General features: G+C 37.7%; 16 protein-coding genes and 2 tRNA genes. 2 read left to right on the top strand and 16 right to left on the bottom strand.

The window, feature by feature from the left end:
* Window positions 1–91 precede the first annotated feature (91 nt).
* From gap to PBF_RS08630, 9 genes are all read right to left on the bottom strand, one after another.
* Window positions 92–1099 (bottom strand): type I glyceraldehyde-3-phosphate dehydrogenase, encoded by a 1008-nt coding sequence (gap, locus tag PBF_RS08665; protein ID WP_035329299.1) that lies wholly within the window; start codon window positions 1097–1099, stop codon window positions 92–94.
* 45 nt (window positions 1100–1144) lie between these two features.
* Window positions 1145–2167 (bottom strand): sugar-binding transcriptional regulator, encoded by a 1023-nt coding sequence (locus tag PBF_RS08660; protein WP_035329386.1) that lies wholly within the window; start codon window positions 2165–2167, stop codon window positions 1145–1147.
* Between the two features lie 135 nt (window positions 2168–2302).
* The gene (locus PBF_RS08655; RefSeq protein WP_035329298.1) at window positions 2303–2551 is read right to left on the bottom strand and encodes a glutaredoxin family protein; all 249 of its coding nucleotides are present in this window, start codon (window positions 2549–2551) and stop codon (window positions 2303–2305) included.
* A gap of 17 nt (window positions 2552–2568) precedes the next feature.
* A complete protein-coding gene (gene rpoN / locus PBF_RS08650; RefSeq protein ID WP_035329297.1) occupies window positions 2569–3900 on the bottom strand; it encodes an RNA polymerase factor sigma-54 in 1332 nt (443 codons plus the stop codon).
* A gap of 345 nt (window positions 3901–4245) precedes the next feature.
* A tRNA-Arg gene (locus tag PBF_RS25780) sits at window positions 4246–4318 on the bottom strand.
* A gap of 177 nt (window positions 4319–4495) precedes the next feature.
* Window positions 4496–5884 carry a restriction endonuclease subunit S gene (locus PBF_RS08645; RefSeq protein WP_035329296.1) on the bottom strand — a complete coding sequence of 463 codons (1389 nt, stop codon included), beginning with the start codon at window positions 5882–5884 and terminating at the stop codon, window positions 4496–4498.
* Window positions 5877–7301: an N-6 DNA methylase gene (locus PBF_RS08640; RefSeq protein WP_035329295.1), complete on the bottom strand. Its 1425-nt coding sequence runs from the start codon at window positions 7299–7301 to the stop codon at window positions 5877–5879. The genes PBF_RS08645 and PBF_RS08640 overlap by 8 nt, the downstream gene beginning before the upstream one ends.
* Window positions 7302–7421: 120 nt before the next feature.
* Complete coding sequence (hsdR, locus tag PBF_RS08635) at window positions 7422–10631, bottom strand: type I restriction-modification system endonuclease (protein ID WP_035329294.1); 3210 nt, start codon at window positions 10629–10631, stop codon at window positions 7422–7424.
* A gap of 306 nt (window positions 10632–10937) precedes the next feature.
* Complete coding sequence (locus tag PBF_RS08630) at window positions 10938–12341, bottom strand: reverse transcriptase domain-containing protein (protein WP_051488844.1); 1404 nt, start codon at window positions 12339–12341, stop codon at window positions 10938–10940.
* A 458-nt stretch (window positions 12342–12799) separates the two neighbouring features.
* Here PBF_RS08630 and PBF_RS08625 point away from each other — a divergent pair, with 458 nt between their 5' ends.
* Complete coding sequence (locus PBF_RS08625) at window positions 12800–13150, top strand: hypothetical protein (RefSeq protein WP_035329293.1); 351 nt, start codon at window positions 12800–12802, stop codon at window positions 13148–13150.
* 76 nt (window positions 13151–13226) lie between these two features.
* Here PBF_RS08625 and PBF_RS08620 read toward each other — a convergent pair whose 3' ends face one another.
* The 6 genes from PBF_RS08620 to PBF_RS08595 all read right to left on the bottom strand — a co-directional run bounded on the left by PBF_RS08620 (window position 13227) and on the right by PBF_RS08595 (window position 16465).
* Window positions 13227–14210: a hypothetical protein gene (locus tag PBF_RS08620; protein ID WP_051488843.1), complete on the bottom strand. Its 984-nt coding sequence runs from the start codon at window positions 14208–14210 to the stop codon at window positions 13227–13229.
* Entirely contained in the window at window positions 14170–14889 is a 720-nt protein-coding gene (locus PBF_RS08615; RefSeq protein WP_051488842.1) for a hypothetical protein, read from the bottom strand. The genes PBF_RS08620 and PBF_RS08615 overlap by 41 nt, the downstream gene beginning before the upstream one ends.
* A 299-nt stretch (window positions 14890–15188) precedes the next feature.
* On the bottom strand, window positions 15189–15392 hold the full coding sequence (locus PBF_RS08610) for a hypothetical protein (protein WP_035329292.1): 204 nt from the start codon (window positions 15390–15392) through the stop codon (window positions 15189–15191).
* A 132-nt stretch (window positions 15393–15524) separates the two neighbouring features.
* Window positions 15525–15986: a tyrosine-type recombinase/integrase gene (locus tag PBF_RS27185; protein ID WP_051488841.1), complete on the bottom strand. Its 462-nt coding sequence runs from the start codon at window positions 15984–15986 to the stop codon at window positions 15525–15527.
* Window positions 15967–16191 carry a hypothetical protein gene (locus PBF_RS08600; RefSeq protein WP_035329291.1) on the bottom strand — a complete coding sequence of 75 codons (225 nt, stop codon included), beginning with the start codon at window positions 16189–16191 and terminating at the stop codon, window positions 15967–15969. Before PBF_RS08600 ends, PBF_RS27185 begins: the two co-directional genes overlap by 20 nt.
* 202 nt (window positions 16192–16393) lie before the next feature.
* Window positions 16394–16465: transfer RNA gene (locus PBF_RS08595), tRNA-Arg, on the bottom strand.
* Window positions 16466–16770: 305 nt separating this feature from the next.
* On the opposite strand from PBF_RS08595, the gene clpP reads away from it, so the two are divergent.
* Entirely contained in the window at window positions 16771–17376 is a 606-nt protein-coding gene (gene clpP, locus PBF_RS08590; RefSeq protein ID WP_035329290.1) for an ATP-dependent Clp endopeptidase proteolytic subunit ClpP, read from the top strand.
* 43 nt (window positions 17377–17419) lie between these two features.
* On the opposite strand, the gene PBF_RS08585 is transcribed toward clpP, so the two are convergent.
* Window positions 17420–17677, bottom strand: coding sequence for an HPr family phosphocarrier protein (locus tag PBF_RS08585; RefSeq protein ID WP_009331822.1), 258 nt, complete (start codon window positions 17675–17677; stop codon window positions 17420–17422).
* Between the last annotated feature and the right edge of the window lie 9 nt (window positions 17678–17686).

The following is a 17686-nucleotide window of genomic DNA, read 5'->3' as shown; positions in this document are numbered from 1 at the left end:
GACGCTAGCGATTTGAATATCCAACAAGATGAGGTGTTTTTTCAGAGAAAAAATTCAGCCTGTGAATGCTTCGCAAAACGAATATTTTTGATTAAAGTCCCTTTTGAGCGATGTAGTCAACAAGGTCAACAACACGGTTAGAATAACCAGTTTCGTTGTCATACCAAGAGATTACTTTTACCATGTTGCCTTCCATAACCATTGTAGAAAGTGCATCGATTGTAGAAGATGCAGGGTTTCCGTTGTAGTCGCCAGATACTAATGGCTCTTCGCTGTATGCAAGGATGCCTTTCAGGTCACCTTCAGCTGCAGCTTTTAGAGCATTGTTTACTTCTTCAGCTGTTACGTCCTTGTCAAGCTCAGCAACAAGGTCAACAAGTGAAACATTTGGAGTTGGAACACGCATAGCTCCACCATTCAATTTGCCTTTTAGTTCAGGCAATACTAGAGATACTGCCTTTGCAGCTCCAGTAGTTGTAGGAATGATGTTCTCTGCTGCTGCACGCGCACGGCGGTAGTCCTTGTGCGGCAAGTCAAGGATTTGCTGGTCATTTGTGTATGAGTGAACAGTTGTCATCATACCGCGCTTGATTCCGAAGCTGTCGTTCAATACTTTTGCAAATGGAGCCAGGCAGTTTGTTGTACAAGATGCGTTAGAGATTACATGGTGATTTGCAGCATCATATTTCTCATGGTTAACACCCATAACAACTGTGATATCTTCGTCAGAGGCTGGAGCTGAGATGATTACTTTCTTCGCACCAGCTTCAAGATGTTTCGCAGCGTCTGCACGCTTTGTGAAACGGCCAGTAGATTCTACTACTACTTCTACGCCAAGATCTCCCCATCCTAATTGAGCAGGATCGCGCTCTGCAATAACTTTTACTTTATGGCCGCCAACAACAAGGAAATCTCCGTCAACTGTCACTTCTTCATTTAGAGTTCCGTGTACGGAATCATATTTTAAAAGGTGTGCTAGCATGTTTGCATCTGTAAGGTCATTTACTGCTACAACCTCTACGTTAGGGTTTTTAAGAGCTGCACGGAAAACAACGCGCCCGATTCTTCCAAATCCGTTAATACCAACTTTAACTGCCATGATTATTTCCTCCTTGAAAAGGTAGATTTTATATTTGAAAAGGGATTACCCTTTTATCAACTGTTTTGCTGCACCTTCATCTGTCACTAAAATGGTAGAGGATGGTGCCTGTTTCATGTATGCAGCGATGGCCTTAGCCTTTGTGGAGCCGCCTGCCACTGCAATGACATGTTCAATTTCTGATAAGTCATCCAACTGAAGGCCGATGGTCTGAACCTTATGTACAACCTCGCCGCCTTCGTTGAAATAATAGCCAAATGATTCCCCAACCGCTTTGGCTTGCTTGATTTTAACTAAGTCTTCTTCACTGGTTTTGCGGCGTTCCGCCATTGTTATAGCGTCCCCAATCCCGTGCAGAACCATGCTTGCCGATTTGATCTGTGAGATTACTTCTTTAATATTGGGTTCTTTAATAATGCTTTCATACATCTCCCTGCTTACCTGGTCCGGTACATACAGGACGCGGTGCCTGGAATCTGTATGATCAGCCATTTTGGCACATATGGTGTTAGCCTGGTTTTTAACATCTTCACCTATTCCCCCACGTGCCGGGACAAACAGCCAATCGCGTTCAGCTAGATCAGGAGTAAGCATCTCCGCTACGGCTGCCATTGTGGATCCGCCGGTAACTGCGATGATATTTTTCCCTTCGAGCCTTGTTTTCATACACATTGCTGTGGCCCTGCCAAGCTCCTGCTTCACCCATGGCGATTCATCGCTGTTTCCGGAAACAATGATCGCCTGGCGAATGCCAAGCTTCCTGGATAATTCCTGCTCCATTACGGCTATACCCGAAATATCTCTCATTATTCCTTCAAGAGCTTCGAGTAATTCCTTGCCATCGGAGGAAAGACTCATTCCCGTACTTGAAATGCGGATAAGGTTCTGGTCTTTTAAAAATTCAACCTCACTTCTCAGCACTCTTTCCGTCAAACCCATACTAACTGCAAGGCTTCTTCTTCCAACCGGCTCCATCAGCCCTATGTAATGAAGAATCCCATAGCGCTTCTGCATAACCGCAAGCATATCAGGCAATAATCTTTTTTGAATATCTATTAGTGAGTACATCCGGAAAGCTCCTTCATCATATGTGGTCATTTTTTGTCCCGCATAGACATATTATGTCCCACTTACCGTAAAAAAAATCACCCTTGCTTCTCCTCAATAATAGCAAGAGTGAGTATTGAAATCAACAGATAAAACTCAGTTTTTTTCTGTAAGCGCTTCACTTACTGTAATGGGGTCAATATGCCCGAACTGCACTTCCTGCCTATCAATTTCAACAACCGGAATCATAAGTCCGTACTTCTCAGTCAGTTCATCGCTCTCATCAATATCTTTCTCAATTAACTTAAATTGATATTCTTTCTTTAATTCCACTATCACACTCTTGGCTTTGTCACACAGCGGGCATCTGCTGCGTGTATAAAACACTAGCTCTGGCTGTTTCAATCAGCAAATCTCCTTTGTCAGTCATACCTTTTCCGTTTGGAGGATGACGGGATGCCCAGCTGATCCCGATATTTTGCTATCGTCCTTCTGCTGACAACCATCCCCTCCTGTTCCTTCAGCAGCTTCACAAGCTCCTGATCGGATAAAGGCTTTTGTTTATTTTCTTTTTCTATCATTTTACCAATAATCGTCTTGACCTGCTGTGAAGATGTATTCTCATCAGAAGTCGTTTTGATCGTGCTCGAGAAGAACGATCTCAGCTCATATGTCCCAAATGGCGTTTGCGCATATTTTTCCCGGACAGCCCTGCTCACTGTTGATTCATGAATGTCGAGTTCATCTGATATTTCCTTCATCGTCATCGGCTTCAGATGTGAAGGCCCTTTTATGAAAAAGTCCTGCTGCTTTTCAACAATTTTAAGAGTCACATTTGCAAGAGTCTCTTTCCTCTGCTCGATGCTTCTTATAATCCATTGATAATCCTGCTGCTTTTCCTGCAGGAAGCGGCTGACATTTCGATCGCCACTAGCCGAAAACTTTTTATAATATGGTTCATTAAAACTTATTTTAGGAAGCACTTCATCAAACACGCTGACGGAAAATGAGCTGCCATCCCACTGAATAATCACGTCCGGTGTTATATAAGCTGATTTCTCGCTTTGGAAGGATGAAGCCGGCCTTGGATTCAGGGTCTGAACAAGGTCGAATACTGCCTGTATGTCTTTAAGCTCCACACCGAGCTGTTTTGCAATTTCTTTCCATTTTTTCTCTGCGAAAAGGGTAAAGTATTCCTCTATAATGATTTCAGCCAGTTCATTTTCTTCCGGCAATCTCTTAATCTGCAGGGACAGGCACTCCTGAAGATTCCTTGCACCAACGCCGGCAGGCTCGAGTTCCTGCAGCTCTTCAAGCATCTGCACCAATTTCTCATGAGGCATTTTAAGAGCATCGGCAGACACCTTTAGATCCGCCCGCAAGTAACCGTTTTCATCAAGACTGTCAATAAGGTGCTCAATCACTTTTTGTTCATCCCTGTTTAATTTCAAATGAAGCTGCGATTTCAAATATTCATCAAGCATCATGGTCTTTCCGCAGCCAATCTGCTCAATCCAATTTATTTTATCTTTTTCGGCTTTTATCCTTGTCGGTTTGACACGGTCATAACGGGGATCCATCGTCTGGACATGACCGGACTCTACTTTTAAAAGGGGATTTTCAAGCGCCTTGCTTTCCAGGAAAGCAGAAAGCTCCTGTGTGCTGTATTGCAGAAGGGCAATCGCCTGCGTCAGCTCCTGTGTCATTGTTAATTTCATTGTCTGCTGCTGCCATAACCCAGCTTTCAAATTCATCGTACATTCCCCCTGTCCCCATTTTACAATATTCACAGAAAATGTTGTATGGAAATATCCTGGCAATCGCCATTCGCACCGGCACTTCTTTCTGAATACTTCACAATATGCATGGCAGAGGGAAGAATATTCTTTTTTAATGGTGAAACCTGCGGATTTTAAGGTTTTTTTTGAAAATCAGGCTTAAATTCAGGAAGTTTTTAGATTTATGTGCTTATAGAGGAATTTTATTTGCGGATATGGCCAATTTACTTGCGGATCAATTTTTTATGAGCGGATAGGCCGAATTTATTTGCGGATAGCGTAAAAAGTAAAAACTCCCTGTCCATATCAGACAAGGAGTTTTGGCAGCGCCCTCGGCAGGAATCGAACCCACATCTTAAGAACCGGAATCTCACGTGCTATCCGTTGCACCACGGTTGGATCAAAACGTCCTTAGGCGTTGTTATATCAATGGCTTATGCTTGTTTGGGTGTTATTCATTGCGTGTTATCCCTAAAAACAATGTTACTGAACCAAGCACTTAATTGCAAACAAAAAATATTACTTTATCTCGACAATATGCTTGTGTAACACCCTTTGTCTTTCCAAAGAATTATTTCACTTGCTCTTTAAGAATTTCTTTAATTAATTCAATTGCACTTTCTTCACTCGGGTCATTTGTTCCAAGTTCACCTCGAAAAGCTTTTGATAAAATTGCTTGCTTCAAAATTTTAATTTGATTTAGTTGCTCTTTAATAAAAGTTAAAGCATGTTTTTCTTTTAATGTTAGTTTTGATACAATTTCAACTATCAGTTTCTGTTCTGCTAATGAAGGTAAAGGCACAATTGTATTTTTCACATCAGTTTGATTTATACTCGCTTGGTTTACAGCATGTTTAGCATTTTTTCTAAGCTCCCGTAATCCAGCATGAGAATTCAAATATAAAATTAGATATTCATTATCAATTAAGTCGTTATTGACTTTAAAGCGCATTACGTTACTCTCAAATACACAATCTTCTGGTAAATTTCGCACTAAAGCGGATTTACCTAAATATTGAATACTGTTAACCCTATTGACTAAAATATCCCCTTCTTCTAACCCGTATAGACTTACCTCTTTTGCATCTAATCTCAGTCTCTTTAAAGTCGCCCAATCGTTTATGTTGCCATTATAGAAATTATCAATTCTAACAATTAAATTGCCTTCTCCATAAGCAGTTTGAGGCTTATAAAGACCATTTTGTGGACCACTCAGTATCAAGCTTCCTAAATTTACAATGTTCCAAAGACTGTTTCTTTCGTTATAAACAATCTCAGATAGTTCACCTGAAAAAGCCATATCTAAAATTGCTGCACGTCGATGTTCAAATGTCTCTTTAACTTGTTCAATTAAATGCTTAGCTTCATCTATTTTGAGCTGTAATTCAGATACTTGATTTACAATTTTGGTTTGTTCAGAAACAGGCATACAAGGAATCAAAACTTCATTTAACATTTTTTGATTAATACTTACTTGGTTTACAGCTCTATTAACACGATCACGCACAGACATTCTAAACATATGAGTTTGCATGAATAATTGAAGGTATTCTGGGTTAAAAAGTGTTTTATTTGTTCTTAATCTAAGCAAATTCATGCCATGAACCATAGGTAAATTTTCAGATTGTATTAATGCAGTTTTCCCAACATGCTCATAACTGTTAATATGACTAAAAACAATATCTCCTTGTTCATAAAAATCCTTTTCTTTCAATTTTTCATTGGATATATAACCTAGCCTATTTCTTTCAATTAAATTATTTTGAACTGACTCAATTCGTGTAACAGGAAAACCTTCTCCTAACTTATTTTGAGTTAGTGTAGTTCCGTTTCTAACTTCATAAAAAACAGTTCCCATTTTTGTCCAAACCCAATTTTCAGGAATCTCATAAGGATAATCATTCTCTTGCACAATTGCTTCTTCAAGCAATTCTTCAAAGGTCTGTTTCTTCTTACTCATCCCTACTCACCTCAATAGCTTGTAGTTCTTCTACTACTCCATTTAATAAGTTTATTGCTTGTTGAAGTTTTTCAATCGCTTCTTCTGCAGATTCGATTGGATTGGGTAAATCATCCAAATTAGAAAATGACTCATCAGCTATTAAGCCCATATCTAAACTATCATCTTTATTTGCTATATCTTCACGTGTATATACATTCCAACGTTCATCTTGTACTTTTGAACGATTTGCATTTTTGTATGCAACAATAAAATCTTCAAAATGGTTTTCTGTGAGAGGTGTACGTTTACCGAACGACGGCATGTTAGTTCGCATATCATACACCCAAATTTCCTTTGTATTTCCTTCATCTGTCTGTCCACGTTCAAAAAATAGCACATTAGCTTTCATACCTTTGGCATAAAATATACCTTTAGGTAAACGTAGAATAGTGTGCAGATTACATTTATTCATTAAGTCACGACGAATTTGCGCACCTACCCCACTCTCAAATAAAACATTATCGGGTAGAACAACCGCTGCACGTGACTTTCCATTATCCCTTAAAGAATTATATATTAATTGCAAGAAATTTAATTGCTTATTAGATGTATCATACGTTAGATCATCACGTGATACACGTTCTCCACCTTTTTTTGTACCGAACGGTGGATTTGTTAAAACCACATCAAAATTTTCCATCCACTTTCCGTTCCCTGATAAGGAATCTCCTTGTTCTAATCGTCCTTCCATGTTATGAAGCAAAGCATTCATTAGGGCAAGTCGATGTGTATCTTTAACAAGTTCCATACCTACGAATGCTTCTTTTTTTTGGAACTCAGCCTCCTGGGGATCTAAGTCAAAGTAATCATCTGTTTTACTTTTTAAATAACGATCTGCCGCAATCATAAAACCGAATGTTCCAGCTGCTGGGTCAGCACATCGCTCACCAATTTTCGGATCAATCAATTGAACCATTACATCAATGAGTACACGAGGTGTAAAGTATTGCCCTGCTCCCGATTTCTTTTCACTCGCATTCTTCTCTAACAAACCTTCGTAAAGATTGCCTAGTCCTTCTTCTTTAGCATTGTACCAATCAAGAGCATCTATTGATTTAATAATTTTCTCAAGGTTCTTTGGCTCAGCGATACTTGTAGAAGCATCACTATAGATTAAACGTAACCGTTCATGTTCATTAGTTCCCAAATCAAGTAACAGACGCTGATAAAAGGTTTTTAATTCCAAACCTTCCCTTTTTAATAAGTCATCCCAACGATATCCTTCGGGTATAACTCCTTCTGTTTCTTGTTCTTTCATCATTTTTAAAAATAGTAAGTATGTTAGTTCCGTCACATATTGTTGATACGTAATCCCGTCATCGCGTAACACGTTACACAAATTCCATAGTTTTTGAACGATTTCTTGGTTATTCATTTCTTCCTCCAACTGTCTCAATATTTATTTTTTATATTTTATTCTGTTTAACCTACTTGAATTAGTTAGTACAACTTATTAATTATAACTTAAAAAATGCCTCTATGAAGAGGCACATTTTCAACTAATATAGAGGTTATCATTTATTGTGTTAACAACAGTATCAATAAAGTCACCAAACTCACGTTTTAACAACTTATATCCACCTTGACTAAGAAAAGGCTCTTCTGAAAAGGCATCTTGTGGTGTAGGAGCAAGTACTGGTACTTGAAGTAGTTGTTTTTCAATCCTCTCAAGCCACTTCTTCTGCCTTGGTGTCCACTCATGGAGAGAATAGACTTTCTGCATCGCTTGCTTAATTCGTGTTTCATGATCTACAAGTGCTTCACCTAGTGCAGCTTGTCGAATAAAGCTAATGATATCAGCAGCAATGTCTTCGTTCTTAGTCTGTTTCCAAGCTGTTTGAAGATGTGACTGCTTAAACCCTTTCGTTTCAAGAATCGTAATCAATTCACGTAAATCTTTTCTCGTTAGATCTTTCGGTCTTGTACACACGATATGAAGGGCAGGAATTTCATTTATATTTTCTTTGATAAAGTTAACAAAACCGTCTAAATAATCCTCTGGTCGCTTGTTCCCTTCGCCGTATCCCCTAATGACGTCATCCACTTTATCTTCCTTGTTAGAAATATATCTTTTTTCACCTGTAACTCTATATGTCTCCATGTATTCAAATAACATATCATGTTGTTTTGCAACATGAGGTGTATACGATTTTACTTCATGAATCCACTCATCGACATCTTTGCCATTGGATAACTCCTCAAACTTCTTCTTGCCCTCTTCATCCAACCTTTGTTTTTTACGTTGAATCTTGGCAACTAGCTGTTCACGATAGAATGAAGCTTCCTCTTCTGTGGCAGCGTTTGTAAGGGATTCATACAAATCACCAATGCTATAATTTTGTTTTTTTACAACAGGTTTCATCTCTGTATAGCTTTGTAATCTATCATAAATACCCACGGCATCGAAGATATTAAAATGAGTCTTTCCAACCTCAGGACACAGTCGAGTCGCACGCCCAAGCATTTGATCATAAAGTATACGAGATTGAATTCTTCGTAAAAACACCAAATTTGTAATCGGGGGAACATCGATACCAGTCGTAAGTAGGTCTACTGTAACAACTACATTGGGTAGCCTTTCATTCTTGAACCGTTTAATTGCTTCAAGAGGCTTGTAGATATATCCAGTAATCTTAACAATGGCATCATCTTCTATTTCGTCCCCACGCTCAGTAAAAGCCTCTTTTAAGATACGAACGACCAAATCAGCATGTTGGTCTGTTGCGGCAAAAATGAGAGTCTTCTCTTTTCCTGTTGGGTCAATATAATCCGCTAACTTACTCAAAACTGCACGGTTAAACGGCTCAGTGATTACTTTCTTATTAAATTGTTCCACTTCAAATCGAACTGTGTCTTCCAATTTTTCTAACTGGATTTCACCTTTATCAACGTCGTATACTTCTACTTTCTCGTCTTTCTCAAAGACGATTCCGGCTTTGGATAGTTCAGTTTTAAACAAGTATGGAGGCTCATGGTCTACTAAATATCCATCTAGCACTGCTTCGCTATAAGAGTATTTATAGATCGGCATTCCAAATATCTCAGTAGTATGAAGTGCAGGAGTGGCTGTTAGACCCAAGCTTGCGGCATCAAAATAGTCCAAAACACGTCTATACTGACTTACATAGTCATTTTGATCACGGAACTCTAATTCTTCTTCAGACATTTCACGGTCGCTGGTATAGCCTCGATGTGCCTCATCCACGATAATAAAATCATATTGTCCGACACTAGGAAGCTTTTCACTATCACTACTATAGAAGAGTCTCCTTACCATTCCTTGAACAGTTGCAATGTGAACTTTCGTTTCCACCTCTGGAGTTATATCATCCAACGACTTTACATCATATATATCAGAAAATGAGTAACCTTCAATCTTCGTATCTTTTAGAGCGTCTTCTGTTTGAACTCCAAGTGAGTTACGATCTACTAAAAACAATATTCTACGGCATTTTTTCGATTTAATTAAACGATACATAAGTGCAATAGCAGTACGAGTTTTACCAGTGCCTGTTGCCATGGCAATCAGCATTCTACGGTTACCTTCAATTAGACCAATCTCAGCCGCTAGGACGGCACTTTGTTGATAATGACGTAAACCGAACTTAGTAATATCCTCTTCCTCTAGTCGCTTAGTAGCATCCTGATCATCTTGACTGAGTAGAAGCTCTAAGTCGGCAGGAGAATGCCACCCTTCTAAGGGGCGTGCATGTTCTAAAGGTTTACGAGAATCCCAAAACCAAATACCTGACTCCTCTTGTAGCTGTCTTAAATAAGGTCGGCCATTCGTTGCGTACAAGAATGGTATTTTGTATTCAGTAGTTGTAGATGCAATAACTTCATTATCTACTCGCACAACATTTTTTGCATAAACCTTGGTTTGACTTTCCAAAGCCCCAGGAATTGTTTTTTTCTTTGCTTTTGCTTCAATAAAACCAACTAGCTTTAGACCAATAAATAAAGCATAGTCAACCCTTCCACCATTTACCTTCCACTCAGCGATTGCCATGTTACGATTTTTCTGGGGTAAAGTACCATTCTTATGATGGTTTAATTCAGAAGTGTCTACTTCCCAGCCAGCCGCACGAAGTTTCCCATCAATAATCGTCCTTGTTTCTACCTCCGTCAAGTGTTGGCGGCGAATAAAGATCTTCGATTTCCGCTTACGTTCTAATCTAGCTTCCTCTTTTTCAGTTTCAGCTTTTTGACGAACTTTTTCTAGCTCTTCTTCGATCTTCTTAACCTTTTCTTCATATTCTTGTTGAAGCTTTTTCGTATCTACTCCGGTTTCTTCCTTCGGTTCTATATATTCTGGCGCTTGGAAATCCCAATCACCATATACCTCCATAAACCAAGTAGATAAGCGGAAGGTTAATTGGAGCAAAGCTTTGGCATCTTCGGATTTCCCATAGCCAGCTTCGTGCATTGCCAAATTTCCTTTTTTACGTAAAATTTCAAAGATATCAATCAACTCTGGCTCAAGTAAACCTTCACGTCTTAGTGTATTAATTCGATCGATTTGATTCGTTCCATATGCCTCTTTAATGTTCTCCGCTGCAAGAACAAATTTAGTTAACGTCTCCGCAAACAAGCGGAGCTTCATGATTGTCGTGTGTGGGTCTTGATATACATTTCTCTCCGCTGTTTCACCTAGGTTAGCAAGTACATCCCATTTCCCTTGTAAAAATGAAAAGTTGCTATTCACTGTTATCACCGTTTTCTTGATAATTATATATAACCATTATACTATACACTTACAAAAATTAGGGTATACCAGTTGAAGACTCTGTTATTTAATATTGAGATATTTAATAAAATCGATATTTCATTAAGGACTTCGGTAGGCTGGTGAATATCGTTTTTGTTAAAGAACACCTCTTAGCAGACAACTAATCTAAGATATTTCTAAAGTTAGCGGATTAAACAGCAAATAGGCTAAATAGAAAGGGCGGTGGCTCATATGAATAAAGCCCCGCCCTTTGATACAACTAACTACTAACAACAGTTCTAGTTACTTTCTTTTTAGTAACTTACCTTGAATTTTACTCCAATGCCTTCTCACTTGGTTTTTAATTAAAATCCGAACAGGTAAATCTACCATTTTCTCATGAGCTTCTAATGCATACGAAATGAAATTACCATAACCCTTGTAGTCATATCCTAAATGTGTATAAAGTTTATATAACTTCCATCGGTATGTCTTAATACCTCTCCTTACAGTACTTTCCCTAGAGATCTTCGCTTTTCTGTATGCACGACTGTAAAATTTAAACACGCTTTTCTCTCTAATTTTTATGGTTTCACCATCTAGGATAAAACCTAAATAATCAATCTTATCTAATTCTCCATTTTGATTTTTAATTCTTCCACAATCATAGACCCGTATCTCTGTTTTTTCCTCTTGAATCTTTAAATCATGATATTTATTAATTATCTGGTAAACCTCTGTTATTAGATTGTTGATCTCTAGTTTCCGGTCTTTGGAGTACGGGATAACAAGGATCAAATCGTCACAGTACCTTCTATACAATGCTCCCTTGTTTTCAGCCCATTCATTTAGACTGGCATCAAAATTGATTAGATGGATATTGGAACATACTGCGCTCATACCAGACCCTTGTGGAATACCGAAATCTTCTTTATGAATCTTAATTCTCTCTTTTTTGAAGTCTCTAAATTCAGCGGGACTCATGAACCTTTTCAATGTCCCCTTTTTCTTTATCTTCTTATATTGTTTTTCTCCATATTTGCCAATCAAATATTCATCAATGACTTTCTTATCTATGTAACTAAACCTCGTAATGCTTCTAAATACTTTGTAAAAATCCGAAGGTAGTTCCTTGAGTGCTAAAACTGTTTTAATATTCTCTTTTAGTACTTTGTGATTAAGATTGTCAAAAAAACTAGTAAAATCCAATGCTATAATCACAGCTTTATCTTGATCTAGAATGTATTTGAACACTTCTTTGGCAAAATCGATATTACTTTTACCCAATTTATTATTTCTGTAGGCAATTGAAACATCATCAATGCCGTTTTCTTTGGCATATAAATTATATGCATCATTTAAACGCTCACCATAGAACTTGTAAATAAAGCTATCTAGGTGCGATGCATAATATATCATTCGCTCTTTTGGTTTTTTATACTTAAGAAATCTTTGGTCTTTAAATAACCTAAGTTGCTTAGAAGTTATCCCCTGCTTTACTGTATACTTATTTAACTTAATCTTATAATGAATGAATGGCAAAAAAGCATGTTCAGTAACCCAATTTGGATCTTGGATTTTTCGATAAACATGCTCAATTTTTATTCTTTTATCAAAATGAAGGTAACCTTTAGAACGGTATTTCTTCATGTCTATTTGTGAAGAGCTGGGGAGATTATGTAATTGTAGCCTATTACTCTGATACATCAGAAAACCTCCCTAGCATACACTTTCTCACCTGTAGGTTTATAACCAGCAAAAGGTAATAGTCTATTAATAGTACCTTTTACGCAGTCACAATCATACAGTAGGGCTAACTCGTTTCCACTTATACGGTACAATCTAATTAAACAAATAATTGTCTATTGGATTGTGGAAGGGATGGGTAATATGATCACTGATATGCTGGTTGACCTTATGGTGACCTTAGCAGCGAACTTAATTATTTACATTGCCGAACTTGACAATGCCAAACCTTCTCCTCTTATCACAAAATTGATAAGACAGTAAAATTATAACAAATAATGAGAATATCTTCAATTTAAAAATTTCAGTTTTTAATAGATACCTAATGTATATCACGAAGGTTTGCTTAGAGGTTAAAAATATTTGAAAATTTTTCCTAAATTGGTGAAAATTAAACTATTATTAAGGTGGTGATGAATATGAGAAAAGGAAACTTACCAAGATCAGAGCAGATTCGTGATTTGATTGCTCTGCCTACCCCATGCAATGATACGGTATACTATCCTGCAAACCTAGCTATCTTAGGTACACAAGGCAAGTATTCCGTCTTCATGACTATGAGCCATAAAAGCGGGCAAGCATATATTGCTGTTACCCAGCCCGATAGAGTTAGGTTTAGGTTAGGCGGTAGCCCAGAACAAATGTCGGACATTTACGAAAGCATTCCATGGCCAGAAGTTGAAATGTCCGACGGCAATGGCAATTTTTTTTACAAGATAGCTCCATCTTTACAAGAATTAGAGGATTACTTTAATAACTTCGATGAATAGTATTACTTAAACTCATACTTTAGCGTGAGTTTTTTAATTCAACACAATTATCTGACTAAAACCCTGTTGTAATCCGCTACACTGACTTAGGAAACAGATCCAATGCGGTTTGGTCGGGATGTGCAGATGTTTTTCTAGGTCTGAATATTGCAGGAGGAGTTTCCCCTTTCCTCATTCTTTCCGCCATTTGTTCCGCTTGTTCTCTAAACTGTTTAAAGTTTATTGGCTTACAGCCTGGTTTAATCTTCAATAACTTTCCTGCCTTTAAGCTCTTATCCCATGAGAAGTACTCATTCAATTCGTAATTACTTCCTTCAATCAAGGCTCTCTCTATCTTATTTTCAATATCCCTTCGCATCTGTTTCCCTATCCTAGCAGGATTATATAAACCAGGAACTGAGGAATACACTCCAGGAGCAAGATCGGAAACTTCAAAACACTCTTTTCCATTAACAGAGAATGAAACCAATTCTGCAGCAATTAATTTTACATACTTAAATAATGGAGACTGGCCACCTACTTTGAAAATCTCATGGACAAAATTGGGATACCTTATTGGCTCTGTAAAATAAGCAGCAAGGTCATCATCTTGAAAGTTTCCCTTAACCAATTCAATCGTTGTTGGATTTTCCGTATCCTTCAAAACTGATAAACCACTAAAATTATAGCCTTTTGTCTCTTCGTCTATTTGATCTTTATTAACGTGATTGAAAACCAAAGTAATATCATGTGTATGTAAAGCAGGATCACCAGAGGAGACTCCTCCAACTCTTACCAATTCTTCTGAACTTAGTTTATTGTACCTTTCTAACTGGTCTGGCTCTGTTCCTCCGCTTTTACATTCACAAGCCAAGGAATGATTCTTCTCATAATTATTTAAAACAATATCAAACTTTAACTCCCTAACTTTTTTATCTTGTGTGACATCGAATTCTTTTTCAATAAATTCAATCTTATATCCAGTTTCAAAAAAGTGACGTGGATAGCCAGGAAGATTAAAAGTCATACTTGCTAGAATATTAACCAAGTCTTGTTCGAGATAAGTCGACTTTAAGCTCATAATCAATAACCTCCAATCTAGCCATCGCATCAACATAGTGGTTTAAATTTGCAAATAATCGTAGCAGAGTATTACCACATGAGTATTTTGGTAAAGACACTCTAATGTAGTCCGAGGTAATTTCAAAAGTTAATTTATTTCCCATGTTTCCATTATGAATATCCACTGCATACACACGGTACTGCTTGTTACCTGTTTCATCTTCAATACCCCATAGTCTAAATGGCTCATTTCCATTGAACATCAAATCAACTAATTTTTCGGGATCAATTTTCTTACTAAATGTAATGGTAAAAGGATTTCCAGCTAAATATCCTTCCTCAAAAGACAAAGCATACGATTCAAATTTATCTATAACACCGCCATATAAATTCACTAGTTCATAAACCAATCTCGAATGCCTTGAAAAAGAGTTTCCTTTCGCAGTCAACTTACCATTGTATTTAATATCGTCAATGATAAACTTATTATCTTCGTCCGAATTTCTGTCCCTCTCACCCCTCAATATCGAGATTTTGGATATTCCAAGCATACTGTTGATATCTGAGTTTATAAGCGTCTCAAAAAATGTCTTAGCAAAATGTCTCTTCACAGTTAAGGAAACATCTTGAGTATCATCTCGTCCATTAACTTCATCATCGCTTGGTTCTTCTAAAGCTTGTTGAAACGATACTCCCATTCCCCAAAATCTACCGAAATCAACCGTTTGTAACAATAAAGGAACTGGTAGCCAAATGCTATCATAACCATTAGCACTGTAAAATTTCTTTATAAATGGGTCAGTTTTTTTGTTGAATTTGCTGAATGAAACACTATGTATCTTGGATTAGCAACATCTAAGTAAAGACTCAAGTGGTCTGTTTCTAAATTAATCAATGATTCTTCATGTGTTTCATTAAGTTATGACACTAACAAAAAAAGACCACCTCGTATGAGATGGACTAAAGGAAAATACCATTTAACTAACGTTTTTTCTACCTAATTACAAGAATTACCATTTCCACCTAATTCTATACACATTCGATAGTCATCTTCGTTTATATAATTTCCATTACTCTCAGGTTCATCGTCGCCGTATCTTTCATTATGAGCATCTGGATCAAAGAAATTAACAACATTTACAGCTATTATTATAATAATAACAAAAATCAAACACCCATATTTACCATTATCATTCTCCAAGAAGTTCACCCTATTTAAATAGACTATACTAAAACAACCTAAAATTTACATAATTAGTAAATTATACGGTACTTTGAAGGTGACATTTATCATCATTTTAAATATTACATTAATTAAAGAAGATTTTGTTTCTTAACTTAAGTTGTGACACCGTTTTGTCTCAACCGATATAAATAGAGAATCATGGTCTAATACTCCACGTTCTTCTATATAAGCCTTCAATACTGTCCTTAGACGGGCTGTAAGGGGTATTCTGCGTGCGTAACGGTTCTTGGCACGTTGGACATTAATTGCTCCTTTATCATCAAATGAAACGCCTTGTATGCGTAATGAGGTTAATTCTGTAAGCCTAATACCTGTATGAGCAAATGTAAGCATTATGGCTAAATCACGCAGCCCAATGAAGGAAGTGGTATCAGGTGCATCTAATAGTTTTTTTAATTGTCGCTTAGTAAAGGTTGCCCCTACTTCATGACGTATCCTAAGTTGCTGTACACCATCATAAGGATTTTTATTGATATATTTCTTCCTGTGACAGAAATTGAAGAATGTCCTTCCTGCCCTAAGACGTGCATTAATCGTATTGATAGCCAATTTCTTGCTGATATTCTATAAAATTTTCGATGTGTTCAGTTGAAATTTTGCGAATATCATTCACAGGGGCTTCAATATCAGCCAACCCTCTCAAGGTCTGTTTTAATTCTTTCTGATAAAATTTCACTGTCTCAGAGGATAAGCCTTTGATTCGACAATGCTTTAAAAATTCAAGGGAAGCATTTGCAAAAGTTGATTGTTGCAAAGATGATTCTTCTTCTAATTTTTTGAGTGATTGTTTCACTGTGGAATTTGAGACGGATTTTCTTCTCTTGATAATGGAAACCTCCTTTACAATTCAGTAAGGAGCGTTTTTTGTATTGCGTGGTAAATTTCGTGGTTAAAAATAGGCATAAAAAAACAGCATTTCCACGAATAAAACTTCGCAGAAACACTGTAATATCTAGCGCCCTCGGCAGGAATCGAACCCACATCTCAAGAACCGGAATCTTACGTGCTATCCGTTGCACCACGAGGGCATGGATTATATTAATTGGCGACCAGGCGCTCAGCCGCTACGATAACTAATTATATGCTATGTTTATTCACTTTGCAAGCTCCTTTTAGTTTTAAAAATCGGAACAATGGGTATCATGGAATGAGATAGAACATCACAGAAAAAAGTGTCGAACGAATAAGGGGTTATTTCCATGCGATTCGTTTGACCTTAATTGACCATCAGTGTATCATGATAATACATAGGAGTTAAAAAAATTTTCTTTACTTGGAAGAACATGCTTGTTCAGCTTGTATGTTGACCTTATTTTGAAGGAGGAATTGGAAAATGAACTTAATCCCTACAGTTATTGAACAAACAAATCGCGGGGAGCGCGCTTATGATATTTACTCCCGCCTTTTAAAAGACCGCATCATTATGCTCGGAAGCGCAATTGATGATAATGTGGCAAACTCCATTGTTGCCCAGCTGTTATTCCTTGAAGCAGAAAACCCTGAAAAGGACATTTCCATTTACATTAATAGCCCTGGCGGAAGCATTACAGCTGGTATGGCTATTTATGATACGATGCAATTCATCAAGCCGAAGGTACAAACCATTTGTATCGGTATGGCGGCATCAATGGGTGCATTCCTTCTTGCTGCAGGTGAAAAAGGAAAGCGTTTTGCTCTTCCAAATGCTGAGGTTATGATTCACCAGCCACTTGGCGGTGCACAGGGTCAGGCGACTGAAATTGAAATCGCCGCTAAGCGCATCCTTTTCCTTCGCGAAAAATTAAACACTATCCTTTCAGAGCGCACTGGACAGCCGCTTGAAGTTATTGCAAAAGACACAGACCGCGATAATTTTATGACAGCTGAAAGAGCTCTTGAATACGGTTTGGTTGACCAGATCATTTCCAGAAACTCCTTGGATGAGAAAAAGGATAAATAAAAGACGCAAAAAAACAACTCGCATCTTCCCGATGCGAGTTGTTTTAATTTTCCTTCTGAATATAGTTTGCAAGTGCTTCGAGAGCTTCGTTTTCGTCGTTCCCCTCAGCCTTCAGGGTAATGACTGATCCTGAGCTTACAGCAAGGCTCATTAGCCCCATAATGCTTTTCGCATTTACCTTCTTTCCATCCTTCTCCAGGAAAATATCGGATGAGAACCGATTGGCCTCCTGTACGAACAATGCCGCCGGGCGGGCCTGCAATCCTGTCTTTAGCTTAACTTCTACCTGTTTCTCTGCCATTTTATATCT

Origin of the sequence: Cytobacillus firmus DS1, assembly GCF_000565285.1 — a bacterium.
In the GTDB taxonomy this organism is placed as follows: domain Bacteria; phylum Bacillota; class Bacilli; order Bacillales; family Cytobacillaceae; genus Cytobacillus; species Cytobacillus firmus_A.
This window is presented reverse-complemented; position numbering and strand designations above follow the sequence as displayed.

Coding starts and splice junctions, on each gene's coding strand:
- gap (WP_035329299.1), bottom strand. CDS start 1,099: ATGGCAGTTAAAGTTGGTATTAACGGATTTGGAAGAATCGGGCGCGTT.
- PBF_RS08660 (WP_035329386.1), bottom strand. CDS start 2,167: ATGTACTCACTAATAGATATTCAAAAAAGATTATTGCCTGATATGCTT.
- rpoN (WP_035329297.1), bottom strand. CDS start 3,900: ATGAATTTGAAAGCTGGGTTATGGCAGCAGCAGACAATGAAATTAACA.
- PBF_RS08645 (WP_035329296.1), bottom strand. CDS start 5,884: ATGAGTAAGAAGAAACAGACCTTTGAAGAATTGCTTGAAGAAGCAATT.
- PBF_RS08640 (WP_035329295.1), bottom strand. CDS start 7,301: ATGAATAACCAAGAAATCGTTCAAAAACTATGGAATTTGTGTAACGTG.
- PBF_RS08630 (WP_051488844.1), bottom strand. CDS start 12,341: ATGTATCAGAGTAATAGGCTACAATTACATAATCTCCCCAGCTCTTCA.
- PBF_RS08625 (WP_035329293.1), top strand. CDS start 12,800: ATGAGAAAAGGAAACTTACCAAGATCAGAGCAGATTCGTGATTTGATT.
- PBF_RS08620 (WP_051488843.1), bottom strand. CDS start 14,210: ATGAGCTTAAAGTCGACTTATCTCGAACAAGACTTGGTTAATATTCTA.
- PBF_RS08615 (WP_051488842.1), bottom strand. CDS start 14,889: ATGGGAGTATCGTTTCAACAAGCTTTAGAAGAACCAAGCGATGATGAA.
- clpP (WP_035329290.1), top strand. CDS start 16,771: ATGAACTTAATCCCTACAGTTATTGAACAAACAAATCGCGGGGAGCGC.
- PBF_RS08585 (WP_009331822.1), bottom strand. CDS start 17,677: ATGGCAGAGAAACAGGTAGAAGTTAAGCTAAAGACAGGATTGCAGGCC.